The sequence below is a fragment of the Bacillus sp. Marseille-P3661 genome (assembly GCF_900240995.1).
Taxonomy (GTDB): domain Bacteria; phylum Bacillota; class Bacilli; order Bacillales; family Bacillaceae_J; genus OESV01.
The window spans coordinates 287284-300428 of sequence record NZ_LT965956.1; the positions used below are offsets into that span (position 1 = coordinate 287284).

Annotated in this window: 9 protein-coding genes; 1 reads left to right on the forward strand and 8 read right to left on the reverse strand. The window is 37.2% G+C overall.

Translation table 11 applies throughout. The features are described 5' to 3' along the window. Positions 1-1240: 1240 nt before the first annotated feature. Positions 1241-3790, reverse strand: a complete 2550-nt coding sequence (locus C1724_RS20400; RefSeq protein WP_102348611.1) for a PEP/pyruvate-binding domain-containing protein — start codon at positions 3788-3790, stop codon at positions 1241-1243. Positions 3791-4107: 317 nt separating this feature from the next. Between C1724_RS20400 and C1724_RS20405 the strand changes: the two genes are divergently transcribed. Beyond that, the gene (locus tag C1724_RS20405) at positions 4108-4953 is read left to right on the forward strand and encodes a methyl-accepting chemotaxis protein (protein ID WP_102348612.1); all 846 of its coding nucleotides are present in this window, start codon (positions 4108-4110) and stop codon (positions 4951-4953) included. Positions 4954-5046: 93 nt separating this feature from the next. On the opposite strand, the gene C1724_RS20410 is transcribed toward C1724_RS20405, so the two are convergent. From C1724_RS20410 to C1724_RS20440, 7 genes are all read right to left on the reverse strand, one after another. Further along, positions 5047-6354 (reverse strand): TRAP transporter large permease, encoded by a 1308-nt coding sequence (locus C1724_RS20410; protein ID WP_102348613.1) that lies wholly within the window; start codon positions 6352-6354, stop codon positions 5047-5049. Beyond that, a complete protein-coding gene (locus C1724_RS20415) occupies positions 6351-6839 on the reverse strand; it encodes a TRAP transporter small permease (protein WP_102348614.1) in 489 nt (162 codons plus the stop codon). Before C1724_RS20415 ends, C1724_RS20410 begins: the two co-directional genes overlap by 4 nt. Positions 6840-6940: 101 nt before the next feature. Beyond that, the gene (locus C1724_RS20420) at positions 6941-8038 is read right to left on the reverse strand and encodes a TRAP transporter substrate-binding protein (RefSeq protein ID WP_102348615.1); all 1098 of its coding nucleotides are present in this window, start codon (positions 8036-8038) and stop codon (positions 6941-6943) included. Between the two features lie 64 nt (positions 8039-8102). After that, positions 8103-9485 (reverse strand): phenylacetate--CoA ligase family protein, encoded by a 1383-nt coding sequence (locus C1724_RS20425; protein WP_102348616.1) that lies wholly within the window; start codon positions 9483-9485, stop codon positions 8103-8105. Positions 9486-9509: 24 nt separating this feature from the next. Next, positions 9510-10355, reverse strand: a complete 846-nt coding sequence (locus C1724_RS20430; protein WP_219723283.1) for an amidohydrolase family protein — start codon at positions 10353-10355, stop codon at positions 9510-9512. 81 nt (positions 10356-10436) lie between these two features. Further along, positions 10437-11747 carry a phenylacetate--CoA ligase family protein gene (locus C1724_RS20435; protein ID WP_102348617.1) on the reverse strand — a complete coding sequence of 437 codons (1311 nt, stop codon included), beginning with the start codon at positions 11745-11747 and terminating at the stop codon, positions 10437-10439. 165 nt (positions 11748-11912) lie between these two features. Continuing rightward, the gene (locus C1724_RS20440) at positions 11913-13088 is read right to left on the reverse strand and encodes an acetyl-CoA C-acetyltransferase (RefSeq protein WP_102348618.1); all 1176 of its coding nucleotides are present in this window, start codon (positions 13086-13088) and stop codon (positions 11913-11915) included. Positions 13089-13145 lie beyond the last annotated feature (57 nt).

The following is a 13145-nucleotide window of genomic DNA, read 5'->3' on the forward strand; positions in this document are numbered from 1 at the left end:
CTATCAAGGAATTCTATTCGCAGTATGAGAGATTTAGACCATTTTTTCTTGCTGTTTTCAATTGAATTTACTAGGTAGTAGATAGATTGTATTGCAGGAAAACTATAAAACGAGCGGCTGCTATTTGCTTAAATGCTAGTAGGAAATTACGGCTATCATTGGGCCAATGAAGAGGAAAATTGTAGTAAAACCTAAGTGCTGCCTTCTTCATACGGCCATGAAAAGGAAACTCATCGGAAAACTCAGGCGCATTCCTCTTCATCCCCCTGATGAAGAGGAAACAGATCGAAGAAACCAACCGCAAACCTCTTCATACCGTCGATGAAGAGGAAACACAGCGAAAAAACCATGCGCAAACCTCTTCATCCCCTCTATGAAGAGGAAACACACCGAAAAAACCATGTGCAATCCCCTTCATACCGTCTATGAAGAGGAAACACAGCGAAAAAACCATGCGCAATCCCCTTCATACCGTCGATGAAGAGGAAACACAGCGAAAAAACCAAACACAATCCCCTTCATCCCTCTGATGAAGAGGAAACAGATCGAAAAAACTATGCGCGATCCTCTTCATACCGCCGATGAAGAGGAAACACAGCGAAAAAACCATGCGCAAACCTCTTCATCCCCTCTATGAAGAGGAAACACACCGAAAAAAACCATGTGCAATCCCCTTCATACCGTCGATGAAGAGGAAACAGATCGAAGAAACCAACCGCAAACCTCTTCATACCGTCGATGAAGAGGAAACACAGCGAAAAAACCATGCGCAATCCCCTTCATACCGTCGATGAAGAGGAAACACACCGAAAAAAACCATGTGCAATCCCCTTCATACCGTCGATGAAGAGGAAACAGATCGAAGAAACCAACCGCAAACCTCTTCATACCCCCGATGAAGAGGAAACACAGCGAAAAAACCATGCGCAATCCCCTTCATACCGTCGATGAAGAGGAAACAGATCAAAAAAACCATGCGCAATCCCCTTCATCCCCCTGATGAAGAGGAAACAGATCGAAAAAACCAACCGCAATCCCCTTCATACCGTCGATGAAGAGGAAACAGATCAAAAAAACCAACCGCAATCCCCTTCATCCCCCTGATGAAGAGGAAACAGATCGAAGAAACCAACCGCAAACCTCTTCATCCCCTCTATGAAGAGGAAACACAACGAAAAAACCATGCGCAATCATCTTCCTTATTCCTTAAAGCTATGAAGATCAATCTTACTTCAGTTTTCTATCTACACAAAAGCCTTTGCGATACAACATCTGAGTAAATTTCCATTCCATCTGTTTTAGCAATGTGAATCACATCAGAAAATTGAGCACCTTTAGGAACTAGCGATGATAGCAGATTCTTTTTTTTCAATATGCGCTCTGGATGATAAACCACATCTTTTTGCCCATCAAATATTGCAACATAAAAAATCCCCGTTTCAACTATATCTTGAAAAAAGTGACTCCCGTAAGATAATTCAGGAATAAGGCCGTCTTCATTCGAAGCAACCTCACATATGACACTCATATTAGAAAGCTCGGCAAAATGAACAGGGACACCTAAAGATGGAGTCGTCGTTCCCCATCTACCAGGACCCATTAACATGGCATTTTTTCCTTTTAGAACTTTATTGATGTTACCTATCTGCCTAGCAACAGCATATTTCCCTTGTTCATTTCGTTCCATATAAGCTTTTGCATTTACAAAAACCACATAATCAATTGGTAGACGAACATTTCCACCCATAAAGTTACCTTTAGTAGAGAAAAAGGTTTCCTGATCCTTAGTTCGTTCTGGAAATTTAACAGTTTTCCCCAATCCCCTTGTTTGAAGAGGTCGACATTGGAGAAGATTAATTTTAAATTGGTTATTTTCATTAAAATTAGCTGTGAATTCAATGTCGACAGGATAGTCATATACCTTTGATAACAAAGCTAGCATTTCTTTCATAAGTACAGGAAACTCGGTGTCTCCAAGCAAAGTTTTAAAATTTAGAATATAAGGCGCTTTTATGTTGGTATAGCCAAGCTCACGTAAGCGGTTTTCGGTTTCATAGTCTAAGGTTGCAAACATTTCTCTAGCAACCTTAATATCACTTAATATAATATTCTCTAATTTGCTACTGCTCATTTGATTTTCATTTAATGAAAGGACATCAACGTAATGTTGTGAAAATTGCTTTTGATCTTCATAGTGCATTAGTGGTAAGCGTAACGGTTCATCAAGGGTTACAATTCTTGCATAATCCCCGACTGTTCGCTCTACAGCCCGGGTCCCAAGCCCAAATACAAGTCGAAGCATGCCTGCGTCCATATCGACGCTTTTATCCCAAACATAAAGGTTAGAAGAGTTACCAACACCTGCTACGTGCGGAAAGAAGTTTTCACCATAATGATCTCCGGATACACGTTGTACCAATATAGCCATTTGTTCGTCTTTTTCAAACAGGCCTCTATTCATCCTATATGCTAATGCATCTTCATTCATTGTACTTGAATATACAGTACGAATTGCTTGTTCAAAACACTCATATCGCTCCTCAGGAGTACCCTGATTAACGCAAAATACACTCTCGTACTTCCCTGCAAATGCATTTCCGAAATTATCTTCGAGTAAGGAACTAGAGCGAACAATGATAGGAGACTGTCCGAAATATTCAAGCAGTTGAACAAACTTGTCTTTAATATTTTCTGGAAACTTACCATGCAACATTTTATCCCTTAGTTCAGGAGCGTATTTATAGTAACCTTCAGGGGTTTTTTGTTTTGCTCGAAGGTTCCACCAGCCATTTTGAACAATATAAGTATAAAAGATATCAGAACCAAGATAGAATGAATCATGAGGTTCCATAAAAGGTATAAAACGGTCCTTTCCTTCACGTTCAATGATTTTTCTTGCGATAAGCATACCTACGCTTTTACCGCCTATAAAACCGGTTCCAACTTCTCTTGATGCAATCGTTAGAATATCATGCAAAGTAAAATATTGATCACATAAATCATACATTCGTGATTTATTGCCAATTAGTAAAGACATTAAAAGTTGTTTTGTTTCTTCCTGTTTTTCAGGCTCATTACCGAGAGTTTCTTTCGCTTTATTAAAGACAACATCCCAATAGTCGAGTCGTTCCTCCACTCGATTGATACTTGAAAATAACTCAGCGGCCTCAGAGCTAGCTGTTATAACGGTTGCTGATTGATCTTGAATTAAATGTGGGAAAAACATAGTTGGAGAATAACGCTGCCAAACCTTTAAAGGATGGATATAGAAGTTATCGTTCACTTGATATAAATCAAGTAATAGTTGTGTTGTTTCACGAATACCTGCAATTGTGCTATATGTATGGACATTGCGTTTGATTGCAAAATAAGCAATTGTATCTAATTCATATAGAAACGGACATGAAACTTTAAAAAAGTTTCCAATCATTAAATCAGAATACCAATATTCTAATAAGTCTGTTAAACAATCAAAAACATAAAAAGCTTTTTTACCTTCCTCTTCAATCAGGCTATGAACAGCTGTTGCAAATGTTTCAAACCCCTTTTTTGGATCAACATTATAAATCTTTGCACCCGAAGTCTTTAATAATAATGGCTCGTGACTACCAAAACGAACATAAATCAATTTTCTTTGATCCTTTAGAGCTTGAGCAACATATGGATCAACAATCTTTTTATAGTTTTCTACTGAATCTACTTGCCATACGACGTTATCACCTAACCTAAGTTTATCAATTACCTTATCAAATCCGCTCATACCAGTACTTACTTTATCGTGTAAACCCACCAGCAACACCTACTCTTTCTACCTATTATAAATTTGCTTATTACGCATATAAAGGTTTATAAATTTAAAATTTTTCAAATTGTAGAAAAACCTTAAATTTATAATACCATAATCTTCATAATAGTTCTTGGTATATATCTTAGGTGTAAATTAGAATGGTAGTAACATGTAATAAATGTTAATTAACTAGTACTTTATATATAGTTTTTTATTATACATAGTGATAGAATAGCTATAAATGAAAGCGTTTTTAATTTTAATAGATTTTTATTAAGAGATTTAAATACAAAATCTACATAAAGAAAGGTGAAACTACTATGAATATTATGGAGAACAAAGTAACTGGTCAAGAATTAATGCAAGCTTTAATTACGATTACTCCATTTATTGCTGAGATTATGCAAACTGACATGGGTTTTGCTGTTACTGATAAAGAAAAATTTATTATACAACGAGATGGAAAAACGGTGAAATTAAATATATCTCCGGGAGACCCAGTAAAACCTAAATCTGCAATGGCCGAAGCAATGAGAACAAAAGCTCCTGCTGCAAAGAATATGGATGCCTCTTTATATGGGATTCCAGTTAGAGTATATGGCTTTCCTTTAATGGATGAACGTAACAATGTAATCGGATCTGTAGGGATAGCTAAAAACATCGAAACGTGGACAGGTCTGAATAAAAGTGCCGAAGAACTAATTGAATCTAGTGATGAAGTGGGTAATATTATTGACCAATTTATTAATGTAGCTTCACAGCTTAATGATGATAGTGAAATGCTCCAAAAGAAAGCTGATGAGATCAATAATAAATTTCAAAAAACAAATCAAATTTTAGATTCAATTAAATCTATTTCCTCACAAACACGATTAATTGGCTTAAACGCTGCGATTGAAGCAGCAAGAATTGGTGACGTTGGTCGTGGTTTTGGCGTAGTTGCGGATGAAATAAGAAAATTATCCGGAAACAGCAACGATGCTAGTGTAGAGATAGAAAAAACGTTAAGGGACCTACAAGCCGATCTGCAGAAAATAACGGATGAAGTAACTGCTATTAATAATACAGTTATAAATCAATTAGAAAAGGCAAAAGAAATTAACTCTAGAATTGATAGATTTGAAGAAATATCAAAACTATTGTTAGATTTATCAAATCGATTATAAGTGCATCTTTTTAAAAGTGGAAAAATTCAACTCAAAAGAGCCCTGTATCAGGGCTCTTTGCTTTCTGTATTTACTAGGATAACTTCCAAACTCTTAACCTAAAACCTCTGGTAAGAACGTAACTATTTCTGGTACTAACATAAGAATAATGATGCAAATTATTAATGCAAAAAAGAACGGCCATATTCCTTTAAAGATTGTTTCCAAAGGAACATCCTTTGCCACTCCTTTAATTATATAAACATTTACACCTACTGGCGGTGTAATAATACCAGCAGCAACAACCAGAGTAATTATTATTCCGAACCATATTGGGTCATATCCAAGAGTTGTTACAGCCACCGGATAAAAAACAGGGATAGTAAGGAGAATTAATGCTAAAGCATCGATAAAGAAACCTAGTATTAAATAAATAATAAGGATTAACCCCATAACGATGAAAGGCGGATATGGAAAACTACTAGCCCAGCTAGCCAATTCGGTTGGGATTTGACTTAGTGTCATAAATCTTCCAAAAATAATCGCACCTGCCAACAAGAGCATAATCATGGCAGTAATCCTAGTTGTATCTACTAAACTATTCTTTATTCCTTTCCAATCAATTCGTTTTTGAATAAGTGAAATACCTAAAATGGCCGCAGCGCCAACTGCACCTGCTTCTGTCGGTGTAAATAAGCCAATGTATAGTCCACCTAAAGAAATAACGAAAACAGCTAAAGCCTCAAAAAGACCACCACGAAGTGCATGAATTCTTTCACTCCAACTACTTTTAGGCCCAGGAGGTCCTAATTTCGGATTACGAACAACAATGATAACAATTGCTAGTATATATAAAAGCATAAGTAGAATACCTGGAAGGATTCCAGCAATAAACAGCTTCCCTATTGATTGTTCAGTTGCAATTCCATATAAGATAAAAATTACACTAGGAGGAATTAGAATCCCTAATGCACCTCCAGCAGCTACACTTCCCGTAGAAAGTGAATCATCGTAGTTATACTTTTTCATTTCAGGAATTGATATGGCTCCTATTGTCGCTGCTGTTGCCGTATTTGATCCACTAACTGCACCAAATAAACCACATGTTACTTGTGTGGCTATTGCAAGACCTCCTGGAAAATGTCCAACAAGTTTATAAGCAAAATTATACAAGCTGGTGCCTATTCCAGAGTAAAAAGCTACAAATCCCATTAATATAAACATTGGGACAACGCTTAATGTATATGATGAGAAATTGGCATAAATCTCTTTAGCCACCACACCAAGTGCAGCAGATGGTGAAGTTAGAACACAAAGACCTAGATATCCAACAATTGCCATTGTGAAAGCAATTGGCATTCTTAATGCCATTAATCCAAAAAAGACTACAATACCTATTAAGCCTATTACTAGTTCGCTCATTTTTTCACCAACTTTCTAAATGGCTCACTTAGTTGATATAAAATAATTAAAGCCATAATAAACACACCAAAAGCAACAATATAAATAAAGGGATAATAAGCTATCATCGCGGATGGAGATTTTTGTCCGGTTAAAACCATACTATAGCCGTATTTTGCAATTTCCCATGATGTTAGCAAAAAAAACACCCCGGCAACAAGCCCCATAAATAAATCAATAATTGCTTGAATCTTACCCGAGAGTTTTTCTATAAAAAAATCCACTGCAATATGACCTCTGTGAATAGCGCAATTCGCCAATGCTAAAGCGATCCCTATGGCGGTCAAAAAACCGACATAATCATAGGTACCAGCTATTGGGCTTTGAAAAAATGCTCTTAGTAAAATATTTGCAACAACCAATAACATCACCAACAGGAAAACAAATCCGGCAATCCTTTCTAAAATTTCACTGAGCTTTATTAACGCATTTGAAGGATTTTTCACGTTACCTTACACCTCACTTTGAAGATACTGACAGCCTAATTTATAAACAAGGATTATAGAAGAAGCAGAAGACTCAACTGACTCTTCTGCTTCATTCAAAATTAATATGTTCCGTTGTATTGCTCTGCAAGCGTGTTTATTTTTTCAAGTGTGCTCTTACCTGGAAGTCCTTGACCTTCAAGCTGTTCTACATACTTATTTTGATAATTTTTAAGGATTTCAATCCATTTCGCTTTTTCTTCATCAGTTAACGTTAATTTTTCCATGCCATGTTCTTCAGTACCAATTTTTAAGCCTGCCTCGTTATCCCTATCAAAAAGATTTGGGAACTCTTCATTAGAGTACTTTTCTGTTACTTTTGTGATAGCATCCTGCAGATCTTTTGGAATAGAATTCCATGTTTCTAAATTCATAGTTACATAGAATAAACCATTATAAAGAAACGGTGTTTCTGTTACATATTTAGTAACTTCGCCAAGATTGTATGCTTTAATACTTTCGGTTGCACCAAGAATACCTTTTACAATCCCTTTAGATAGAGCATCATATGAATCACCCATTGGCATTGATACAGGGATGCCGCCAAGAGATTCAATACTACCAGCACTAGCACCTGTTGTTCGAATTTCCATGCCTTTTAAATCATCTAATACTTGTACAGGTTTTTGAGTCATTAACAATGCAGGACCTGTTGTTCCTACCATGAGTATTTTAGTGTCTTGTACTTCTTGAGGATTAACTTCAGATAAAATATCTCTAGCAACATTTGAACCAACTTTAGCATTTTTGAAATCTATACCAGGCAGCTCAATCATTTGCATAATCGGGAACCGTCCAGGAGTATATGAGAAGAATGACATACCTATATCTGACACTCCATCTACAACTCCATCATACGTTTGATCGGCCGGTAATAGTGTACCGCCAGGATATGTTTTCACTTTTACTAAACCATTTGTAGCTTCTTCAATCTCTACGCCCCAAGGTTGAAAAATTTCTGTTTCAATTGGGTGAGTGCCTGGGAAAATATGTGCTACCTTTAACTCTATCGGTTTCATTTCTTCTTTCGGTTGTTCATTACTATTTGATCCTGCACTACTACCTCCGCTATTGCTGCTTTGTGATGACGAACACGCTGAAATAATTAACATCCCAACAATTAATAATAAAAAGCCTAATAAAAATTTACTTTTCTTCATACTAAATCAACCTCCCTTTAATTTATTTTCTATTAAGAATTATCAAACTATTAAAAGCGAAAATTTAATAGTTTTTCTCAAAGAAACTAGTTTTTTTAGCCATATCCTTACTTATTGAAAAAGTTCCAACTGGTAATAAGGTTATAGATGGTCTTACACTTAAATAGCGAGAGCAAGCATTTTCAAGTTCTTGTTTTAGTTGATTTAGACTCTCTCCTGATAACTCCTGACCAAGCTCTACTTTTACTTGCAATGGTGGAATTACCCTAGGTGGTTTTTCATTTAAAACAATCCTAAATTCACCCGTCACTCGTGGAATATATTTTTCAATAACTTCTTTTAATGCAGCAGGATATAATTTAACTCCTTTAATGTTTAAAACATCATCTGTTCTTCCAATGATCTTCCACCGTAACCATGAGAAACCACAATGTGGGCATGGTTCAGTATAAATTTGTATGATATCCCCAACTGCGTACCGCAATGCAGGTGACGCTTTCCAATCTAATGCTGTGATAATTTGTTCACCGATAGCTCCATCCTTAATTTCTAGCGGTTTCTTTGAAACAGGGTCGACAATGTCCCATAATAAGATTTGATCCTCACAGTAAGCATGTAGCCCCTGATAGTTGTGACTGTCACATGAAACACTATGCAACCCCCAAATTCCTGTGGCGCCATCATATAACTTTGCCCCATATGCTTCTTCTATTCTCTCACGAGTTTCAGGAATACTTGCTCCAGGTTCACCAAGAGCAAATATCCTTTTTATACCTAAATCCTTTACCTCCATCCCTAATATTTCGGGTGCTTTTTCGATCAAACGTGTAGCGATCGATGGAAGGGTAACCATAGCGGATGGTTTGGTAAGTTTGGCAAAGTTTAATGTCCTTTCAGTACCTGACTCCACACCGACAGGAATAGGGCAAGCTCCCATTCCTTGTATACCGCGCATGACTGATGTACCACCAAGCCACATTGATAAGCCAGTAGCCATTAACACCCGGTCACCCGGACGAATACCAGCTCGCCAATACCCTCGTGCAAAGGATTCATTTTGTATCTTTAGATCATGCTCTGAAAAAGCATAAAAGGTTGGCACACCGGTTGTTCCTGAAGTTGCATTAATCGCTACAACTTCTTCAGGCTTTGCGCAAAGCTGCAATCCAAAAGGATGGTTTTCCTGTTGTCTTGATTCTTCCTGTCCTTTTCGATCCTCTTCCTTTGTAATAAATGCAGGCAGACTGCGGAAATCGTCCATGGTTTTTATATCATCTGGTTCTGCACCGTTGTCTTGGAATTTCTTTTTATAAAAAGCAGAATTTTCATAGCAATAATTGATTTGCTTTTTCAACTTTTCAAACTGAATTTGTTTAATCTCTTCATGGCTTTTTGTTTCTATTTCTGGATTCCAATACTCTCTGCTCAGTTCTAATTGTCTAACCAATGCTCTATCCTCTCCCAAATATTATTAATCTTCTAATTTAAAAACTCTTCTAGCGTTTTCTAGAAATATTTTAGGTTTGACAGAATCTTTAATATTTAACTGGTCAAATTCTTTCATCCATCTTTCTGGTGTTAGTAAAGGCCAATCTGAGCCAAAGAGAACTTTATCCTGCAGTAAGGAATTCGCATACTGAACGACTATTGGCGGAATATACTTCGGTGCCCACCCAGATAAATCGATATAAACATTCGCTTTATGAACGGCAATCGCTAATAGTTCTTCATGCCAAGGCCAACCTGGATGAGCCCCAATAATCGTAAGATTTGGAAAGTCTGCTGCGACATCATCGATATAAATTGGTCGGCAATATTTCAATTTAATTCCTAGCCCACCAGGTTGTCCAGCTCCAAGTCCGGTTGTACCCATATGAAATAGAACTGGAATGCCTAACTCTTGACACTTTTCATAAATCGGATAAAAGCGATGATCATTTGGGTAGAACGCCTGTCCGGCCTGCTGGAATTTTAGTCCGATCAAACCAAGCTCTGATACTGCACGTTCAACCTCTTGTATAGCCAATTTCCCCATCCATGGATCAACGCTGGCAAAGCCCATGAATACATCTGGATGCTCTTTAACAGCTTTTGCTACATGATCATTGGAAACCGGTGGCAAGCCCGTATTTGTACGAAAATCAGTTGCTAATAAAACAGCTTTCATATCTAATTTCCGATAATAGTCTGCTGTTTCCTTGATGGTAATAATGTGTTGCTCTTGTCCAAAATACTCTTGGCCAGTGTGGAGATAATCTCCCCCTGAAACAGCTGCTTCCTCGGTCATTAAATGGACATGTGTATCGATTGCTTTCAAATCTATCTATCTCCTTTTTAAAAAACTGTCTCGCCAAATAACATCTAGAGCTACAATTATTATTTGGTTAGGTTCTAATTTTTAAATTGTAAGCTGCGTTAACTTTGCTTTCATTTCAAAGCGCGGTAAAGTGCCTTTTGGAACAAGCTGAACATCAGCAGTAAAAGTTAACTTAGAACGTAACGTTGTTTCAATCTCTTTTTTCAAGACATATAATTCTTCTTGCGTTAATTCTTCCTCATATTCAACCTTAATAGGTAATGGCGGGTGTACAAGTGGTGGCGCTTGATTTAAAAGAATGCTTATTTCACCATTCGTTCTTGGACGGAAACTATTAATTACATCCTTAATAGCTGAAGGAAAGACATTTACACCTCTTACTATTAACATGTCATCTGTGCGGCCGATACATCTTATTCTCATGCTTTTTCTGCCGCACTTACATGGCGTTGTATCTACTTGAACAAGATCTCTTGTTCTAAAGCGAAGAAGTGGCGAACACTCGCGGTCAATCGCTGTATATACCAGTTCACCTTGCATATGATCTCCATGAGGTACTTGTTTTCCTGTTTCCGGGTCAATAATTTCACAAATTACATAATCTCCTCCGACAAAGTGCATACCAGCTTGTTCTTGGCATTCACTGAATAGAACAGGTGCCATATCAGCATTACCCATTGCTTCAAGTACTTTACAACCCCATTCTTGTTCAATCTTATTGCGAATTTCTGGCAATCCTCCACCAGGTTCTCCACCAACAGACATTAGCTTGATTCCTAGATCTTTCGGTTCAAAGTCATAATTTTCTCGAACATATTCTGCTAGATAGGTAGCATAGGATGGAGTACAAAATAATACATCTGCCTCAAAATCATTAATACTTTGAATAACTCGATCAGATGCGCCAGTACCGATTGGAATAAACGTTGCACCAAGTCGTTCAATACCATCTTTCATTGAGCTTCCAACAAAAAAAGATAATCCCATTGCAAAGACAATTTTGCTAGTTTTCCTAATTCCATGGGTATATAAAACGCGTGCTAAGATTTCAGTCCAAACATCATAATCATTTCTTGTTATTCCAACGTATGTTGGCTTACCAGTTGTTCCTGAAGATGAATGAACTCGGATGATATCCTCCATCTCTGCAGCAGCATGCAAACCTAATGGCGGTTGAATTCTTTGACTTTCGCGAATTTCATCTTTAACTGTAAAAGGGAGCTTTTCTAAATCTTTAATTGTTTGAATGTCTTTAGGATTGATATTATTTTGATTAAACTTTTCCTTATAAAACGGTGATTTTTCATAAATATATGTAATTTGTCGACGAAGTTTTTCTTCTTGCAAGTCTGTTATGCTATGGAAGGGTTCATTAAAAGTATCCTTGATCATATAAATGATCCTCCTTATTATTTTTTTACTATAAGTATAAAAAAATATATATAATTTTCAGTAATTTTAAAAAATGAGAGCCATAAAACTGACTCTCAATCTACTATTCATTTTAGATGAACAGGTTTTCTTATACATTGTCATGAATGATGTGGGTTCATTGTTTTACAAAGCTTCCCAAATAGCTGCAATACCTTGGCCGCCACCGATACAAACAGCAGATGCACCATATTTCTTATTGCGTCTTCTTAATTCATAGATAAGAGTTGTGGAAATTCTAGTTCCACTTGCTGCAAGAGGGTGTCCTAAAGCAACAGCTCCACCGTTCACATTTCCGATTTCAGCATCAAAACCTAATTCTCTTTGACAAGCTAAATATTGTGCTGAAAAGGCCTCATTAATTTCAATTAAATCAAGATCTCCAACTGTTAGATTTGCTTTTCTTAGGGCTCCTTGGATGGCTGGAACAGGACCCATACCCATATATTTAGGATCAACTCCAATAACTTCCCAAGAAACAAGACGTGCAATTGGCTTCAGGCCCTTTTTCTCTGCGTAACCACTAGATGCCACGATTACTGCAGCAGCTCCATCAACCATTCCGCTAGCATTTCCCGGGGTAACAACACCATTTTCAATAAAACGAGCTTTTAATTTGCTTAATTGTTCAATACTTGTTTCACGAATGTGTTCATCCGCATTGACCACTATATCGCCTTTTCTTCCCTTTACCGTAACAGGAACTATTTCCTGTTCAAAATACCCTTTTTCTCTTGCAGCAATTGCACGCTGATGACTTGAAAGTGCGTGTTGATCAGCTTCTTCTCGTGAAATATTGTATTTTTTAGCGATGTTTTCAGCAGTTTGAGCCATTGTAACATCGCCTACTGTATCGTACAGACCGTCCCATACCCAATCTTCAATTACAGGTGCGCCTAATGGGCTGCCCCATCTCATTCCACGGATAACATGTGGAGTTTGACTCATACTTTCAGTTCCACCAGCCAACACAACATTTGCCTCACCTGTACGTATATAGCGAGCTGCTGTTAAGATAGATTCGACCCCTGTACCACACAAACGATTGATCGTTAATGCAGGAACAGGGATAGGTGTACCTGCAAGTAAACCTACGTGTCTTGCAAGAATATGTGCATCTTTACTTGATTGTTGAACGTTTCCAAACACAACGTGATCAATTTCCTCAGGAGTAATATTAGCTTTTTCAATCGCTCCTTTCGCAGCGATTGCACCTAAATTTGTTGCAGTTATTTCACGGAAAGTTCCTGAAATTTCTGTGAATGGTGTTCTTGCGCCCTCTAAAATAACAATATCACTCATAATTGCACCTCTTTTGAATTTATCTGTTTATCTGAATCTATTAATTCCATTTACTTA